Source organism: Croceitalea vernalis, from assembly GCF_031846405.1.
GTDB classification, from domain to species: Bacteria; Bacteroidota; Bacteroidia; order Flavobacteriales; family Flavobacteriaceae; genus Croceitalea; species Croceitalea vernalis.
Map to the genome: position 1 here is coordinate 89,994 of NZ_JAVRHU010000002.1, position 17,567 is coordinate 107,560.

Consider the following 17,567-nt stretch of genomic DNA (forward strand, 5'->3'; position numbering starts at 1 on the left):
ATTTTGACGAAGATGAAATTTAGCTATAAAAAGTATATTCTTGATTTCAAGATACCCAGTGGAACCTCAAGAGGAGTAATGCACCAAAAAGAAACTTGGTTTGTAATTTTAGAAGAAAGTGGTAAAAAGGGGATTGGCGAATGTGGTATTTTAAGAGGCCTGAGTATTGATGATAAACCCGATTATGAAGATAAATTGCGTTGGATAGCAAAGAATATTGAGCTTGGCCTAGCGACACTTTTAAAGCGGCTAAAAGAATACCCTTCCATACAATTTGGTATAGAACAAGCGTTTTTATCTTTACATTCTAAAAGTCCATTTCAGCTCTTCCCCTCGTCTTTCACCAATAAAAATGAACCCATTACCATTAATGGTTTAATTTGGATGGGGAAAGAAGATTTTATGCTTCAACAGATTGATGATAAGATTGCTCAAGGTTTTAAATGTATCAAAATGAAGATTGGTGCGATTGACTTTAAGACTGAATTAAAACTAATAGGGGCTATTAGAAATAACTTTAATAAAGATGAGATAGAACTTAGAGTTGATGCGAACGGCGCTTTTACTTTAGACTCTGCTTTAGAAAAGTTAGAAAACTTGGCTAAGTATGACTTGCATTCTATAGAACAACCTATCAAACCTAAAAATTGGGAGACTATGGCTGAACTTTGTTTAAAAACGCCATTACCTATTGCTTTAGATGAAGAATTAATTGGCGTGTTTGATGTAACGGAAAAGCGTAAAATGCTACAAACTATACAACCACAATATGTGATTTTAAAACCAAGTTTAATTGGGGGGTATCACGGAAGTCATGAGTGGATTGAATTGGCAACCAGATATGATATTAAATGGTGGGTGACAAGCGCATTAGAAAGCAATATAGGTTTAAATGCAATCGCTCAGTGGGCATTTACTTTAAAAAACAAAATGCCCCAGGGTTTAGGTACTGGATGTTTATTTACCAATAATTTCCAAAGTCCTTTGGAGGTTTCGACTGGAAAGTTATTTTACAGAAATCAGCTATCTTGGCAAAATAATTTAATTGATGAATTATGTACATAGAGCAAGGATATAAACAAAGAATTGGTATTTGGAGTTTTTTCGTAATTCCACTATTGTTTCTTGGACTAACTGCTGTGTCATTAGTGCTTTTAAATCTATTAGCTCTAGATACAGATGCAATTATCGCTTCTGAAATTGAAAAGAAAGGTAGTAACAGGTTTTTAGCCGAGTCATTATTGCAATTCGCAGTGATGTTAGCAGTGTTGATTTTTTGGGTTCTAGTCGTACAAAAGCAGAGTTTTACTGCATTTACAACCTCTCGCGCAAGAATTGATTGGAAGCGAGTTTTCTTCGTTTTCGCTTTGTGGGGTTTAATAACTATAGGATTCACTTTGCTTGATGTTTATTTATCACCAGATGACTATGTGATAAATTTTAATTTGGCTAAGTTTTTACCTCTTGCTGTAATTGCAATTTTACTTGTGCCTTTGCAAACAAGTTTTGAAGAGTATCTTTTTAGAGGGCATATGATGCAAGGCTTAGGAATATTAGCAAAAAACAGATGGGTGCCTTTAGTAGTAACATCGGTACTATTTGGATTAATGCATATTGCCAACCCTGAGGTAGAAAAATTGGGGTACGGAATAATGGTCTATTATATCGGCACCGGTTTCTTTTTGGGTATAATGACCCTCATGGATGAAGGCTTAGAATTAGCTCTTGGCTTTCATGCAGCTAATAATTTGATAACAGCATTATTAGTAACTGCAGATTGGACAGCTTTTCAGACGAATTCCGTTTTTAAAGATATTTCAGAGCCTGGCCTCAGTTATGATGTTCTGATTCCTGTTTTTGTGATTTTCCCGATACTATTGTACATTTTAGGTCGAAAGTATAATTGGACCAATTGGAAAGAAAAATTGACCGGACGGGTAATGACCAAAGAGCAATTTGTAGCTTTACAAGATGATGCTTCATCCACAGTTCAAGCTTAACGGAATCGCGTATAACGAAACTTCACTTTTAGAAGTTTCTACAGAATTAGTTAAAGAAGGAAATGCTTTTGAAAAATCTGTAGGTTCTTTTTTAATTGAATGGTTTATTAATTCTGATGTTGTTAACGTAACAACTTCAGGTTCTACAGGTACTCCCAAACAAATTACTTTAAAAAAGAAGCACATGGTTAACTCTGCGTTAGCTACAGGAAGCTTTTTTAATTTAAAGTCTCAAAATACAGCATTATTATGCCTTTCCGCCGACTTTATAGCCGGTAAAATGATGCTGGTCAGGGCAATGGTTTTGGGCTTGGAATTGGATGTGGTTGAACCCAGTTCAAGTCCACTTTCAAAGGCAACAAAATGCTATGATTTTTGCGCCATGGTCCCCATGCAGGTTGAAAACTCCTTAAGAAATTTAAAACAAATCGATACCTTAATTATTGGGGGAGCACCACTGTCGGATGCGTTAAGTGAAAATCTTCAAAATGTAGAAACCAATTGTTTTGAGACCTATGGCATGACCGAAACCATAACCCATGTTGCCGTAAAAAGGGCCAATAGGTTCAATTCTGACCGCGATGAAACCTACTTTAACACCTTGCCCAATATTTCTATTTCAAAAGATGAAAGGGGGTGTTTAGTAATAGAAGCTCCAAAAATTTCGAATAAAACCATTATCACAAATGATATGGTTGAACTTATTGACAGCAAACGCTTTAAGTGGTTAGGTCGGTACGATACTATTATCAATTCTGGCGGGGTAAAACTAATTCCTGAACAAATTGAGAAAAAACTAAATACGTTTATTAAAAATCGATTTTTTGTTGCTGGAATACCAGATGATAGCTTAGGTCAAAAGGTTGTTTTAGTTTTGGAAAGAACCAAAAATAGAGATTCAATTAAAGATGAATTTGATTTTACAGGCATTCTTTCTAAATATGAAACACCAAAAGAAATCATTCAAGTAGATAATTTTATCAAAACGAAAAATGGAAAAATTAATAGAGAGGAAACAATTTTAGAAATCTTAAACTAATTCAAAAGAGTTATTAATAGCTTTTTTAGTAATTACTATTTAGGTATTTTCATTGTAGAAAAATTGTTATCATGAAATATACTTCCCTAGTTCTATTTTTTTTCTTCACTTTTAATTTAACTGCCCAACAAATACTCCCTGAAAACGAACGTGCAAAAGTGGTAGACGAAATTCTGGCTGATAAATTCAATAACCTGCTACCAGGTCTAATGGATAAAGCCCAAATTGATATGTGGGTTTTAATTTCAAGAGAATATAATGAAGACCCTGTATTAAAGACAATGCTCCCGGCCAAGTGGTTAAATGCAAGACGGAGAACCATTTTAGTCTTCTATAGAGACCAAGCAAAGAACACCATTGAAAAGCTCGCTGTGGCTCGCTATAATGTTGGTAAAAACATTGAATCTGCTTGGGATAAAGAAAAGGAGCCAAATCAATGGAAAAGACTAATGCAATTAATTGAAGAACGCAATCCAAAGACGATCGGTTTGAATTTCTCAAAAGACCATAATATCGCAGACGGCTTAGATAAAACAGACTATGATGAGTTTATGCAAAATCTACCAAAGGAATTTACAAATAAAATTGTTTCAGCGGAGCAATTAGCCGTCAGGTGGATAGAAACTAGAACACGAAGAGAGATGATTATTTATGATCAGTTGGTTGATATTACACATGATATCATTGCAGAGGCCTTCTCAGAAAAGGTTATTACACCCGGTGTAACTACAACGTCAGAAGTAGTTTGGTGGATGCGTCAAAAGGTGACTGATTTAGGTATAGAGACGTGGTTTCATCCAACGGTAGATGTGCAACGTACCAGCGAAGAGTTGGTAAGTCACTTATACTCTTTTTCTGGTAGCCCTGATGATATGATTATCATGCCTGGAGACCTACTTCATTGTGATTTTGGTATCACTTATTTAAGAATGAATACGGATTGTCAAGAGTTAGCCTATATTTTAAAGCCAGAAGAAACCAAGGCGCCCGATTTCTTAATTGAAGGATTAAAAGATGGGAATAGGGTACAAGACTTTTTAACGGACAACATGATTACTGGTAGAACTGGGAATGAGATTTTGGCAAAATCTTTAGCAGAAGCCAAAGCTGCTGGATTAAGGCCTTCCATTTATACACATCCGCTAGGGCTTTACGGTCATTCCGCAGGTACCACAATCGGCATGTGGGACTCGCAAGGGGGGGTAATGAAAGACGATGGGGAAAATTACCCTCTTAATCCAAACACAGTATATGCTATTGAGTTAAACACTACCATAACCATTCCTGAATGGAAAAGAGATATACGCATTATGTTAGAGGAGGCGGGCTTTTATGGCGAAGATGGATTTCGCTATGTCAATGGCCGTCAAACGGAACTTTTACTAATTCCAAGAGTTAAAAGTCAATTAGGGAATTAGGGTTTTTACACAATGAAACCATGGTTTTTATATCTTTCTTTGTTATTCTCTATAGAATAATGATAGTAAAACTATTGAAAAATTCAGTTATACTGTTAATGAGTGTTAAATTAATTAACTATTAAGATTTTTTAAGCTAACTTGTTAGAAACGAAATGTTTAATTCTTCGAATATCTTCTGCTATGAAAAATCTTCTTTCAATTCTGTTCTCTTTCTTTTTACTAAACGCTCTAACAGCCCAAGAAAAACATAAAATTTTTGGTAAGGTGTCTGATGGTAAAAATCCAATTGCCAATGTAAACGTAAGAATCGCTAATAATGACTCATCGACAATAACCGATTCAGATGGCAATTATGAAATAATGGCCGGTACGGGAGATATTCTCGAATTCACATATACAGGACTTAGAACAGTGAGCATCAGAGTCGAAGATGTCACTAAAATCTTGAATCCTATAATGATTCCAGATGTTACAGAGCTCGACGAAGTTGAGGTTACTGCAAGTAAACGTCGTTCACAAAAAGATATGGAAGAAGATTATGTAACAAACAAAAGTATCATCAGAACGGCTTGGGGCCTATTGGATGCGGAAAGAGCAGCAGGAAATATTCGAATTTTAGCTGAAGACCAAATTTCTCCAGGTCATTTATGCCTACTAGATTTATTGGCAGGTGAATTTGCAGGTGTTAGTGTCTCTGGAACTTGTAATGGTTTAGGTGGTGCTGTTTCTATACGAGGCCCAATTTCAATTTCTAATTCTACCCCTGCAATCTATGATATAGATGGGCAAATTTTCACAGATTATCCTTGGTGGCTTGATATCAATAATATTAAACGGGTAGCAATATTGGCTAACTTGGCCACAACAGCAACATATGGTAGTCTTGGGAAAAGCGGTGTAGTTGTAATCAATACAGTTGGTGGCAACCCTAAAGTTGATCAATTCGTAGATCGTGCCAGATTAAGAAATAATTATGCTGATGACAAAACCCTAAGTAGAGCAGAAGCAGCTGAAAATGCTCCTAGCTATTTAAAGGAATTAATGAATAGCGAATCTTTTGAAGCTTCAAAGGCTATTTTTGAAAAGCATCATAAAGTTTATTCCAATTCCCCATATTTTTTATTGGATGCGTATACTCATTTTGCAGACACGTATGATGAAATGGAATATGCCGATTCTATTATTGAATCACATTTTGCTACCTACACCAACAATCCTGTACTTTTAAAAGCACTTGCCTATATCTATGAGTCACAACAGCGTTTTGAAAAAGCCAATGCGGCTTATAAAGAGGTTTTTATATTAAGACCTAACTACGCTCAAAGCTATATGGATATGGCCAACAGTTATCGTAACCTTCGCGAGCCTCAGCAAGCAGCCTCAATGTATGCACGCTACGAATACTTGATTCAAGAGGGCTTTTTAGAGCAAGATACCATTGGCTTTGGACCAATAGTTGAAAGAGAATATAATAACCTTCTGATGTTAGAAAAAGGCGCAGTAGTTAAAGGTAGAAAAGCTCAAAAGTTATTTGTAGCCGAGGAAGATTTTAAAGGAACCCGCTTGGTTTTTGAGTGGAACGATGGTGAGGCAGAATTTGACTTACAATTTGTCAATCCAGAAAATCAGTATCACAAATGGAAGCACAGTATGTTCGATAATGTGGAGGTGATTGAAAGAGAAAAAAGCTTTGGCTATAATGCTAATGAGTACCTTATTGACGACTCACTACCAGGTACGTGGCAAGTAAACGTCAATTATTTAGGTAACAAGAGTTTGTCACCTACTTATTTAAAGGCCACAGTTTATTATGATTATGGCTCACGAAACCAACGTAAAGAGGTTAAGGTATTTAAGTTGAGTCTTAAAAATGTAAACCAAGAGTTGTTCAATTTGCAGGCTGGTAATAAAATCGCAGTGAGATAATAGTTTGTACTAGTTCCCCGCTAAAAACTAAATCAAAATTTAAAAAATTAAACGTCTATGAAAAATCTTCTTTCTATTCTGTTCTCCTTTTTTTTGTTGACTTCTCTTACTGCTCAGGAGCAGCGTAAAATATTTGGAAAGGTTTCCGATGGTAAAAGTGTAATTGCCAATGTAAACGTAAAAATCGCTAATAATGACTCATCGACAATAACCGATTCAGATGGCAATTATGAAATAATGGCTGGGACGAATGATTTTATCGAATTTACCTATACAGGCTTAAAACCAGTTCGTATTAAAATAGAAGATGTAACCCGAGTATTGAACCCCATTATGATACCAGATGTTACTGAGCTTGATGAAGTGGAGGTTACAGCAAGTAAACGTCGTTCGCAAAATGATTTGAGGGAAGATTACACCATTAATAAAAATATTATTAGAACAGCTTGGGGTTATTTAGATGCTGATAGAGCTGCCGGTAATATTCGAATTTTAACACAAGATCAAATTAACCCTGTCTCACTATGTATTTTAGATTTACTAAGAAATGAATTTGCCGGGGTTTATGTTGAGGGTTCATGCACAACAGGTGGCTCTACACCTAATTTAGGAGTTGTCGGAGACCAACGATTACAAGTTGGAGGTGTGGTTAGAATCAGACCTGGAAATAGCTTAAGTAGTCAATTACCAGCCGTTTTTGATGTAGATGGTCAAATTTTTACTGATGTTCCACTTTGGCTTGATATAAATAATATAAAGCGTGTGGCCATTCTTGCTAATTTAGCAACTACCGTTTCCTACGGTAATCTTGGTAATGGTGGAGTTGTTGTAATCAACACCATTGGTGGAAGCCCTAAAAACAATCAATTTGTTGACCGTGCTAGATTAAAAAACAATTACGCCAATGCTAATACGCTGACCTTAGAAGGGGTAGCTAAAAATGCTCCGAACTATTTGAAAGAATTTAGAAACAGTGATTCTTTTGAAGGCTCAAAAGCAATATTTGAAAAGTACAGCAAATCTTATGCTAGTTCGCCCTATTTTCTTTTAGATGCCTATACGCATTTTGTGAATAACCATAAAGAACTAGAATACGCCGACGCTATAATTGCTGACTATTTTGAGCCATTTACCAATAACCCGGTACTTTTAAAAGCACTGGCCTATACTTATGAATCTCAAGAACGCTTTGATAAGGCGAATGCAGCTTATAAAGAAGTATTTATACTCCGGCCTAATTACGCCCAAAGTTATATGGATATGGCCAACGGATATCGCAATCTTAGCGAGCCTCTGCAAGCCGCATCAATCTACGCGCGATATGAATATTTAATTCAAGAGGGCTTTTTAGATAGAGATAGTATTGGATTTGAACCAATTATCGAAAGAGAATATAATAACCTCTTGATGTTAGAAAAAAGAGCTTTAGTCGAAAATGGAAAAGCACAAAAACTATTTATAGCCAAAGAAGATTTTAATGGAACCCGCTTGGTTTTTGAGTGGAATGATGGTGAGGCAGAATTTGACTTACAGTTTGTAAATCCTGAGAATCAGTATCACAAATGGAAGCACAGTATGTTTGACAATGTAGATGTAATTGAAAGAGAAAAGAATTTTGGCTACAACGTCAACGAGTACCTGATTGATGGTTCACTGCCTGGCACATGGCAGGTAAATATTAATTATTTAGGTAATAAAAGCTTAACCCCTACCTATTTGAAAGCTACCATTTATAGTAACTATGGAGAAAGGTCACAACGTAAAGAAATCAAGATATTCAAACTTGATTTAAAGGATGTAAATCAAGAGTTGTTTCGGTTAAATATAGCGCAAGGTTTAATTCAAAATTAGGAACTATGAAAAAATTACTTTTTCTTTTTTTAGCAGTACCGCTAGTCATTTTTGCTCAAGAGCAACGCAAACTATCAGGCACTATTTCATCTGACTATCAAGTTTTACCCGATGTTAAAGTGACCGTTGTAGACAAAGAAATTGTTACAGCCTCCAATCAACGCGGGTGGTACGAGATTGCTGTTGAAACAGGAGATAAAGTACAGTTTTCTTCTATTGGCATGAAAACCATTACTATAATGGTGGAAGATGTTACCCGAATTTTAAATCTTGAAATGTCTTCGGAAACTACTGATTTAGAAGAAGTAGTAGTAACTAAAAAATTGAACAAATCACAAGAACTTCTTGAAAAAGAATTTAGATACAATCCGGATATTGTTAAATCAGTGTTTAGGTATTTTGAACCAAAAAGATTTGTTGGTCAAACTCGAATGATAAATATGGATGGATTGGAGCATAATAGCCAATGTATTCTTGATTTATTGACCGAACAACTTGATGATATTTCTCGGATTGGCACATGTGCGGGTGATGGTAAAATTTTTATTGGTTTAAACTCAATTAAGGCTTCGCCAATAACTGTTTTTGATATTGATGGTCAAGTTTTTCAAGACGTTCCATTTTGGTTAGATCTGCGTAAAATAAAGAGAATTGCAATAGTGCAAGGAAGGTATTGGGCTAATTATTACGGGGATGCTGCCTTAAATGGGGTAGTCATCATTAATACAACAGATTTAAATGCTTTAAGAGGAGTTGTAGATAAAGGCAGATTAAGAGATAATTATATAAAAGAAGCTAATCTAAGCGAGCAATATCATGCTGAGAATAAGCGTAGAAAACAAAATCAAAAAGTAATTTCTGGTACTGTTTCTGACGGAAGAGCACCTATAGCGAATGTAAATATTAGCGTCTCGAATACAAATGAAGCTACTACAACCAATGAAAAGGGAAAGTATAAGATAAGAGCAGGTCAAGGTGATATCATATCATACTCGTATGTAGGGTTAAAAACTGTGAATATTAAAGTTGAAGATATCACTCGTATTTTAAACCCAATTTTAATACCTGAAGTAACCCAATTAGATGAAGTGGAGGTTACAGCCAGTAAACGTCGTTCTCAGAAAGATTTAGAAGAAGATTACTATAGCAATGAAAATATTATTAAAACGGCCTGGGGCTATTTAGATGCTGATAGAGCTGCTGGAAATGTTAGGTTTTTGAATGAAGAACAAATCAATCCTGTTAGCTTATGCATATTAGATTTATTACGCGGCAAATTTGCAGGAGTGAATGTTACTGGCGATTGTTTTAGTGGAGGTGGAGTGTCCATTAGGGGACTGAATTCTATAATGAACAACACCGGGGCCATATTTGATGTTGACGGTCAAATTTTCACGAACGCACCTATTTGGCTAGATGTCAATAGTTTTAAACGTATTGCTATCTTATCTAATTTAGGTCTAACAGCTCAATATGGTAATTTTGGTAGAGGAGGCGTGGTTGTGATCAATACAACTAATGGAACGCTGAAAACTAATAATGGAGTCGATCAAGCGCTTTTAAGAAACAACTTTGTTAGTGGAAGGATACTCACAAAAGAAGATATTGATAAAAATAAGCCACAATACCTAAAAGAATTAGAGGCCTCAACTTCATTCGAAGGTGCAAAGGGTGTTTTTGATAAACATGCTAAAGCTTATAAAGGTTCTCCTTACTTTCATTTAGATGCTTACACGTATTTTACGGAGAAATGGAAGCAGCAAAAATATGCTGATGGTATTATTAAAAATAACTATGCTCTTTTTCAAAATAACGCTGTTTTATTAAAGGCTTTGGCGTATCATTTTGATGCTCAAGAACGTTTTGAAATGGCAAACACGGTATATAAAGAAGCTTTTCTTTTAAGACCTAATTATGCTCAAAGTTATTTAGATATGGCGAATACCTATCGCGATATAAATGAGCCTAAAATGGCGGCATCAATGTATGCGCGTTATCAATATCTTCTTGAAGAAGGGTTTATGCAGCAAGATACTATTGGTTTTGGACCAATTATAGAAAGAGAATTCAACAACTTGTTAACTTTAGATAAAAGTGCAGTAGTTCATAGTGAGAAAGCTAATGAGCTTTACATCGCTGAAGAAGATTTTGCAGGAACCCGGTTAGTGTTTGAGTGGAATGATAGTGAAGCTGAGTTTGACTTACAATTTGTAAATCCTGGGAAACAATTTTACACTTGGAATCACAGTTTGGCAGATAATGAGGAAACTATTAGCAGAGAAAAGAACTTTGGTTATAATATCACAGAATATCTAATAGATGGCTCTTTGCCAGGCAATTGGAGCGTTAATGTAAATTATTTGGGCAACAAAAGTTTGACCCCAACCTATCTAAAGGCTACTATATATTATGCTTACGGCTCTCGAAACCAACGTAAAGAAGTAAAGGTATTTAAGTTAAGTCTTAAAGATGTAAATCAAGAATTGTTCCGTTTACAGTCTTTTTCAAAGGTGGCTGTTAGATAAAATCATTTTTTAAATTAGCCTTGAACTCTATTTCATAAAACTAATTAAATGAAAAAAAAGCTTACTAACTATCTATTCTTTATTTTTTCATTTTATACAATTTTAGTTGGTGCACAAAAAGATTACAAGGGCCGCGTCGTTGATGCTACCACAAAAGAACCTTTAGCTTATGTAAATATTGGTATTCAAGAGGCTGGTATTGGCACTGTAAGTGATGAAGAAGGTTTGTTTCATATGTATTTGGAACAAGATAAGTTTAGAACTGATGAACAAATTATATTTTCTTCGCTTGGTTATGAAACTTTATATATACCTATTTCTGAGATTCAATTGGTGTATAACGACTACCCAGAGATAGCACTTAAACCAAAGTTATTTGAGTTGAATGAAATCGTGGTTTCTAATAAAGGCGAGCGTTTTATTCCAGATAATGTAGGCTACAGGAATTATGGTGTTAAAAATTATGGATATTGGAAAGATAATATAGCCTTAGGAGGAGAACTAGCAACTAGAATCGTTGTCAAAAGTGGTTTACGTAAATTAAATAATTTTGAATTTGAAGTTTGGCATAACCCCTCAGATAGTTTACTGTTACGTGTAAATATTTACGATGATAATGGAGGGTCTAACAAACCCGGAATAAATCTAAATACGTCTAGTAAAAATATTCTAACTACTGTCAAAACAGATGATAAAATGGTAAAGGTTGACTTAAGGCCTTTCGACATCTATGTCATGAATGACTTTATAATATCTCTAGAACTTTTAAAGATTTATGGTGATGAAGAATTAGGGTTAGTTTTATTAGCTTCATTAAATCAATTTGGATCATACCGAAAATATGCTAGTCAAGACAATTGGGAATCGTTGTCTGATACAAATATGGCCTATTACGTCCAATCAGAGCTCATGGTTTCAGAAAAACTGGCGCAACGTTTTGAACGTAAAAAAGAAAAAAAGAAAAAGAAACAACGCACCGTGTCAGGCTTTGTAATTATGAAAGGCAAAATGATTTCTGGGGTTTCAGTCTTAAATAATAGAACTAAAGCAGATACGATTTCAGATGATGGTGGCCGCTATATTATTCCCGCTGACAAAGGTGATATTTTAACCTTTTCAAAGGAAGGATATAAAGATTTCAGTTTTGAAATTACCGATAAGATTACGCAGAATGTGGTATTGAGACTAAAATAGTTTACACCTGCAATACTCCCATATTAAATTGCTTTTCAATTGGTGCATGGTTAGCAGCATCAATACCCATTGAAATCCATTTGCGTGTGTCTAGCGGGTCGATAATCGCGTCTGTCCAAAGTCTAGCAGCTGCGTAATACGGAGAAACCTGCTCATCATAACGACTTTTGATTTTATCAAACATCGCTTTTTCTTTTTCAGGTGTGATGGTCTCACCCTTTTTCTTAAGAGAAGCTTTCTCAATCTGTAAGAGCACTTTAGCTGCAGAATTTCCACCCATTACGGCTAATTCGGCACTTGGCCAAGCAACAATTAGCCTTGGGTCATAGGCTTTTCCGCACATGGCATAATTACCAGCTCCGTAGCTGTTGCCAATTACTATGGTGAATTTTGGTACGACTGAATTACTTACTGCATTGACCATTTTGGCACCGTCCTTTATAATACCTCCGTGTTCACTTTTGCTACCAACCATAAAACCGGTAACATCTTGTAAAAACACTAAAGGAATTTTCTTTTGATTGCAATTCGCTATAAACCGAGTTGCTTTATCTGCAGAGTCTGAATATATCACACCACCAAATTGCATTTCTCCTTTTCCGTTTTTAACAACCTTACGTTGATTAGCAACAATACCCACAGCCCAACCGTCCATTCTGGCGTAACCTGTCAAGATAGATTTTCCATAGTCCGCTTTATATTGCTCAAAATCAGAATCATCTACCAAGCGATTAATGATATCAAGCATATCATATTGGTCTGAACGAGAAGCTGGAAGGATACCATAGATATCTTCTTGCTTTTCTTTTGGTTTAGAAGATTTTATCCTGTTAAAACCAGCTTTATCAAAATCACCAATTTTACCCATAATATTCTTTATGGTGTCTAATGCAGCCGCATCATCTTTAGCTTTATAATCAGTAACACCACTAATTTCACAATGCGCGGTTGCACCACCCAAGGTTTCATTATCAATACTCTCACCAATCGCTGCTTTGACCAAATAGCTACCGGCTAAAAATATACTTCCTGTTTTATCTACAATTAAAGCTTCATCACTCATAATAGGTAAATAGGCTCCACCCGCAACACAGCTACCCATTACTGCAGAAATTTGAGTAATACCCATACTACTCATAACAGCATTATTTCTAAATATTCGTCCGAAGTGTTCTTTATCAGGAAAGATCTCATCTTGCATTGGTAAATAAACTCCAGCACTATCTACTAAATAAATTATCGGCAACTTATTTTCTATGGCAATTTCTTGAGCTCTTAAATTTTTCTTTCCGGTTATGGGAAACCAAGCTCCTGCTTTAACAGTGGCATCATTAGCAACCACAATACATTGCTTACTTTGAACATAGCCTATTTTTATTACAACACCAGCAGAAGGGCAACCGCCATGTTCTTCATACATACCTTCACCTGCAAAACCACCTATTTCAATACTATCTTTATCCGTATCTAATAAATAGCTTATCCGTTCTCTCGCAGTCATTTTTCCTTTGGCATGATGCTTTTCAATACGATTTTTGCCGCCACCTAATTTTACCTTCGCAAATCGAGTGCGAAGTTCTGATACTTTTAGTTTGTTTTGGTCTTCGTTTTTATTGAACTTTAGGTCCATAAATCGGTTGCTTAATTTTAACTGTTTTAAAGTTTAAAGATAAGCACTAATAGCAATAATAAATCAAGTATGAAAAGTAAAACAAGATGGGGAATTATTGGACCAGGTAAAATAGCTCAGAACTTTGCTAATGATTTAATGCTAGTTGAAGATGCCGAACTTACTGCCGTGGCTTCAAGAAACGAAGAACGGGCGCAAGAATTTGCAACTACTTTTCAAATACCTAATGTTTTTAGTAGTTATCAAGCCTTATTTGACGGCGATGTTGCTGATGTTCTTTATATAGCAACACCACATACCTTTCATAAAGATTTGGCCATACGTGCTATGCAAGCTGGCAAACATGTTTTATGCGAAAAACCCTTAGGCATAAATACTAAGGAGGTTAGCGAAATGATAAAAGTTGCTAAAGAGAATAATGTCTTTTTAATGGAAGCTTTGTGGTCTCGTTTTAATCCTACCATTCAAAAAGTCAAAAAACTGACTGACGAAGGTGTTTTGGGTGATTTAAAATATGTACATGCAGATTTTGCTTTTTATGCACTCGACAGGCCTCTTGATTCACGACTTTTAGACCCGTCTTTGGCTGGTGGAACTTTATTAGATATTGGTATTTATCCAGTTTTTTTGGCCTATTTATTTTTAGGTAAACCGAAAGAGATTAAAGCAGTTTCAAATTTTAATAAAATCGGTGCTGAGATTCAAACTTCAATTATTTTTCAATACGATGACGCGCAAGCCATTCTATTTAGCAGTTTCGCTAATGATTCTAAATCAGATGCACAGATAGCTGGGACAAAAGGTAGCGTAAGTATAAAACATCGTTTTCATGAAAGTCAAGGATTTACGCTTTATGTAGACGAAGAGTCTAAAGATCTTGAATTACCTACTATAGGTAAAGGGTATACTTACGAAATTAGAGAGGTGAATAAATGTCTGGAAGAAAATAAACTAGAAAGTGATTTATGGTCGCATCAAGATAGTATCACCTTAATTTCTCTTTTAGATGAAATACGGTCTAAAAACGGCATTAGTTTTCCTTTTGAAGACTAAAAAACAACATAGGTTGTTCATTTTTTACGATATTTGATTTTACACATAAAACGAAGAAAAGTGAAGGATAAAAATACAGTTTTAGCATGGGCAACAATCATAATGATATTTGTTGGTATAGGTACGATAGCCTTAGGGGCTTTTAAGTATGATGAGGTTGCTGGATATGGATTTGCGGCTGTGGGGATTGGATTTTTAGCCGTTGCTTGGGTTTTTAATGCCTTGAAAGGGCGCGTATAAAACATTTTATTTTACTGCTTTAGCTTGGGTTTCGCTTCAGAATGTTTGAAATCGAACCTGAATTAATTAACAACTAATCATATTATTTGACATGTCTGACGATAAAAAAGTCATTTTTTCAATGGCGGGAGTAACTAAGAGTTATAAAAATGCCAATACTCCAGTTTTAAAAAATATTTACCTCAGTTTTTTCTATGGTGCAAAAATTGGTATTCTTGGTCTCAATGGCTCTGGTAAGTCAACTTTACTTAAAATAATCGCTGGAATTGACAAAAATTATCAAGGTGACGTAGTTTTTTCGCCAGGCTATTCTGTTGGTTATTTGGAACAAGAACCGCATCTTGATCAAGAAAAGACCGTTTTAGAGATTGTGAAAGAAGGGGTTGCCGAAACTGTTGCTGTTTTAGATGAATACAATAAAATCAACGATATGTTTGGCTTGCCGGAGGTCTATGAAGATGCAGATAAGATGCAAAAGCTCATGGATAAACAGGCTGCCCTTCAAGATAAGATTGACGCCTCGAACGCTTGGGAGCTTGATACCAAATTGGAAATTGCAATGGATGCATTGCGAACTCCTGATTCGGATAAAAAAATAGGAGTTTTATCCGGTGGTGAACGACGTCGTGTGGCTTTGTGTAGATTGTTACTTCAAGAACCAGATGTGTTACTCTTAGATGAACCAACTAACCACTTAGATGCCGAATCGGTTCATTGGTTAGAACATCATTTAGCACAATACAAAGGCACTGTTATTGCCGTAACGCATGATAGGTATTTCTTAGATAATGTTGCCGGTTGGATTTTAGAATTAGATAGGGGAGAAGGTATTCCATGGAAAGGAAACTATTCAGGTTGGTTAGACCAAAAATCAAAGCGCTTAGCACAAGAGAGTAAACAAGCTTCTAAACGCCAAAAAACCCTTGAACGTGAATTAGATTGGGTTCGTCAAGGAGCTAAAGGCAGACAAACTAAGCAAAAGGCAAGACTTAAAAACTACGATAAGTTAATGAGTCAAGACCAAAAACAATTAGAAGAGAAATTAGAAATATACATACCCAATGGCGCTCGACTAGGAACTAATGTGATAGAAGCTAAAGGGGTGAGTAAAGCTTATGGTGATAAGTTACTCTATGAAGATCTTAACTTTAACCTTCCTCAAGCTGGTATTGTAGGTATTATTGGCCCTAATGGTGCTGGTAAAACCACGATTTTCAGAATGATAATGGGTGAGGAAACGGCTGATAAAGGCGAGTTTACCGTTGGTGAAACTGCAAAATTAGCCTATGTAGATCAAAGTCATTCAAACATTAACCCTGAAAAATCTATTTGGGAAAATTTTAGTGATGGACAAGAGTTGGTTATGATGGGTGGTAAGCAGGTAAATTCTAGAGCTTATTTAAGTCGTTTTAACTTTTCTGGTAGTGAACAAAACAAAAAAGTAAATATGCTTTCTGGTGGTGAGCGAAACCGTCTTCATTTAGCGATGACCTTAAAAGAAGAAGGTAATGTTTTACTGCTTGATGAGCCTACCAACGATTTAGATGTGAATACTTTAAGAGCCTTAGAAGAAGGTCTAGAGAATTTTGCCGGCTGCGCTGTTATCATATCTCACGATAGATGGTTTTTAGATCGTATTTGTACTCATATATTGGCATTTGAAGGAGATTCACAAGTATATTTCTTCGAAGGGTCTTTCTCGGAGTATGAAGAGAATAAAAAGAAACGTTTGGGTGGCGATATAATGCCAAAACGTATTAAATATAAGAAGTTGATACGTTAATCAATATCAATTTATGTCGGTAAGATTAGAGTCAAGAATGATTATAACCTTCTTGACTCTGTTTTACACTTGATTTGATTAAAAATCATCCGCTGGATACCAATCCAGTTGTACTACTTCGATATCGGGATTCGAGTTATTAATCAATTTTTTAAATTTTACGACATCACTAACATCAGGGCGTCCTCGGTAATGATATGGATACACCTGTTTAGGTTCAAATTCTAAGACCGCACTAGCTGCGCTATCTTCTGTCATAGTATATGGTAAATTCATGCATACAAATGCCTTGTCAATATTTTTAAGGGCCCTCATTTCGGGTATATCTTCGGTGTCTCCTGAAAAATAAATTCGTTGACCTCCAATATTTAAAACATAACCATTGCCACGGCCTTTAGTATGAAAATTTAAAGCCTCTTCTCTTAAATTATACATTGGCACCGCCTCGACCGTAATACCGTAGCGTTCTTTACTATCACTATTATTTAGAACATCTAATTGTGGAATGAATTTTTCAGGTATTTTATCCGCCACCGCTTGCGGTACCATAATCTTTGCCTTTTCGGTATTAAGTTCTTCCAAGGTTTCTAAACTAAAATGATCGCCGTGTATATCTGTTATTAGAATTAGATCTGGTTCTTTTTGATTATCGAAAGCAGCCGAACCTCCAACGGGATCAATATATATTGTAGTATTATTCCATTCTACAACGGTTGTCGCATGTTCAATTGGAATAATCACCACTTCTTGGGTGTTATTTTTTGCAACTAAAGCTTCATCGGTATCTGTTTTTGAAGATTTTTTTTCCTTGTTTATGCATCCTGAAAGGATAACAACAACTAATAAAAATATAGGTTTGAAGTATTTCATTGAAAATTTTATTTGTTAATAAAGGTACATTTTTA

The 17,567-nt window shown here is 35.5% G+C and carries 13 protein-coding genes; 11 read left to right on the forward strand and 2 right to left on the reverse strand.

The features are described 5' to 3' along the window. Nucleotides 1-12 precede the first annotated feature (12 nt). The 8 genes from RM520_RS06830 (at nt 13) to RM520_RS06865 (ending at nt 11,956) form a co-directional block, all read left to right on the forward strand. Nucleotides 13-1,065, forward strand: a complete 1,053-nt coding sequence (locus RM520_RS06830; RefSeq protein WP_311387448.1) for an o-succinylbenzoate synthase — start codon at nt 13-15, stop codon at nt 1,063-1,065. Further along, the gene (locus RM520_RS06835) at nt 1,056-2,000 is read left to right on the forward strand and encodes a CPBP family intramembrane glutamic endopeptidase (protein ID WP_311384976.1); all 945 of its coding nucleotides are present in this window, start codon (nt 1,056-1,058) and stop codon (nt 1,998-2,000) included. Before RM520_RS06830 ends, RM520_RS06835 begins: the two co-directional genes overlap by 10 nt. Next, nucleotides 1,972-3,039 carry an AMP-binding protein gene (locus RM520_RS06840; protein WP_311387449.1) on the forward strand — a complete coding sequence of 356 codons (1,068 nt, stop codon included), beginning with the start codon at nt 1,972-1,974 and terminating at the stop codon, nt 3,037-3,039. The genes RM520_RS06835 and RM520_RS06840 overlap by 29 nt, the downstream gene beginning before the upstream one ends. A 71-nt stretch (nt 3,040-3,110) precedes the next feature. Beyond that, nucleotides 3,111-4,457, forward strand: a complete 1,347-nt coding sequence (locus RM520_RS06845; protein ID WP_311384978.1) for a M24 family metallopeptidase — start codon at nt 3,111-3,113, stop codon at nt 4,455-4,457. A gap of 183 nt (nt 4,458-4,640) precedes the next feature. Continuing rightward, nucleotides 4,641-6,386: a DUF2135 domain-containing protein gene (locus tag RM520_RS06850; RefSeq protein WP_311384979.1), complete on the forward strand. Its 1,746-nt coding sequence runs from the start codon at nt 4,641-4,643 to the stop codon at nt 6,384-6,386. A 57-nt stretch (nt 6,387-6,443) separates the two neighbouring features. Beyond that, complete coding sequence (locus RM520_RS06855; protein WP_311384980.1) at nt 6,444-8,237, forward strand: DUF2135 domain-containing protein; 1,794 nt, start codon at nt 6,444-6,446, stop codon at nt 8,235-8,237. Nucleotides 8,238-8,242: 5 nt separating this feature from the next. Beyond that, the gene (locus RM520_RS06860) at nt 8,243-10,762 is read left to right on the forward strand and encodes a DUF2135 domain-containing protein (RefSeq protein ID WP_311387450.1); all 2,520 of its coding nucleotides are present in this window, start codon (nt 8,243-8,245) and stop codon (nt 10,760-10,762) included. A 48-nt stretch (nt 10,763-10,810) separates the two neighbouring features. Continuing rightward, nucleotides 10,811-11,956 (forward strand): carboxypeptidase-like regulatory domain-containing protein, encoded by a 1,146-nt coding sequence (locus RM520_RS06865; protein WP_311384982.1) that lies wholly within the window; start codon nt 10,811-10,813, stop codon nt 11,954-11,956. A 1-nt stretch (nt 11,957) separates the two neighbouring features. Here the strand turns inward: RM520_RS06865 and RM520_RS06870 are convergent, their stop codons facing one another. Then, nucleotides 11,958-13,586 carry an acyl-CoA carboxylase subunit beta gene (locus tag RM520_RS06870; RefSeq protein ID WP_311384983.1) on the reverse strand — a complete coding sequence of 543 codons (1,629 nt, stop codon included), beginning with the start codon at nt 13,584-13,586 and terminating at the stop codon, nt 11,958-11,960. A gap of 69 nt (nt 13,587-13,655) precedes the next feature. Here RM520_RS06870 and RM520_RS06875 point away from each other — a divergent pair, with 69 nt between their 5' ends. From RM520_RS06875 to ettA, 3 genes are all read left to right on the forward strand, one after another. Further along, entirely contained in the window at nt 13,656-14,639 is a 984-nt protein-coding gene (locus tag RM520_RS06875; RefSeq protein ID WP_311387451.1) for a Gfo/Idh/MocA family protein, read from the forward strand. Nucleotides 14,640-14,699: 60 nt separating this feature from the next. After that, on the forward strand, nt 14,700-14,879 hold the full coding sequence (locus RM520_RS06880) for a CAL67264 family membrane protein (RefSeq protein ID WP_311384985.1): 180 nt from the start codon (nt 14,700-14,702) through the stop codon (nt 14,877-14,879). A gap of 91 nt (nt 14,880-14,970) precedes the next feature. Continuing rightward, complete coding sequence (gene ettA, locus RM520_RS06885) at nt 14,971-16,662, forward strand: energy-dependent translational throttle protein EttA (protein ID WP_311387452.1); 1,692 nt, start codon at nt 14,971-14,973, stop codon at nt 16,660-16,662. Between the two features lie 78 nt (nt 16,663-16,740). Here ettA and RM520_RS06890 read toward each other — a convergent pair whose 3' ends face one another. Next, the gene (locus tag RM520_RS06890) at nt 16,741-17,532 is read right to left on the reverse strand and encodes an MBL fold metallo-hydrolase (protein ID WP_311384987.1); all 792 of its coding nucleotides are present in this window, start codon (nt 17,530-17,532) and stop codon (nt 16,741-16,743) included. Nucleotides 17,533-17,567 lie beyond the last annotated feature (35 nt).

What these genes read in the sequence shown, in the direction of transcription:
- RM520_RS06830 (WP_311387448.1), top strand. Translation starts at nt 13, where the DNA reads ATGAAATTTAGCTATAAAAAGTATATTCTTGATTTCAAGATACCCAGT.
- RM520_RS06840 (WP_311387449.1), top strand. Translation starts at nt 1,972, where the DNA reads ATGATGCTTCATCCACAGTTCAAGCTTAACGGAATCGCGTATAACGAA.
- RM520_RS06860 (WP_311387450.1), top strand. Translation starts at nt 8,243, where the DNA reads ATGAAAAAATTACTTTTTCTTTTTTTAGCAGTACCGCTAGTCATTTTT.
- RM520_RS06890 (WP_311384987.1), bottom strand. Translation starts at nt 17,532, where the DNA reads ATGAAATACTTCAAACCTATATTTTTATTAGTTGTTGTTATCCTTTCA.
- RM520_RS06865 (WP_311384982.1), top strand. Translation starts at nt 10,811, where the DNA reads ATGAAAAAAAAGCTTACTAACTATCTATTCTTTATTTTTTCATTTTAT.
- RM520_RS06870 (WP_311384983.1), bottom strand. Translation starts at nt 13,586, where the DNA reads ATGGACCTAAAGTTCAATAAAAACGAAGACCAAAACAAACTAAAAGTA.
- RM520_RS06875 (WP_311387451.1), top strand. Translation starts at nt 13,656, where the DNA reads ATGAAAAGTAAAACAAGATGGGGAATTATTGGACCAGGTAAAATAGCT.
- RM520_RS06845 (WP_311384978.1), top strand. Translation starts at nt 3,111, where the DNA reads ATGAAATATACTTCCCTAGTTCTATTTTTTTTCTTCACTTTTAATTTA.
- RM520_RS06850 (WP_311384979.1), top strand. Translation starts at nt 4,641, where the DNA reads ATGAAAAATCTTCTTTCAATTCTGTTCTCTTTCTTTTTACTAAACGCT.
- ettA (WP_311387452.1), top strand. Translation starts at nt 14,971, where the DNA reads ATGTCTGACGATAAAAAAGTCATTTTTTCAATGGCGGGAGTAACTAAG.
- RM520_RS06855 (WP_311384980.1), top strand. Translation starts at nt 6,444, where the DNA reads ATGAAAAATCTTCTTTCTATTCTGTTCTCCTTTTTTTTGTTGACTTCT.
- RM520_RS06835 (WP_311384976.1), top strand. Translation starts at nt 1,056, where the DNA reads ATGTACATAGAGCAAGGATATAAACAAAGAATTGGTATTTGGAGTTTT.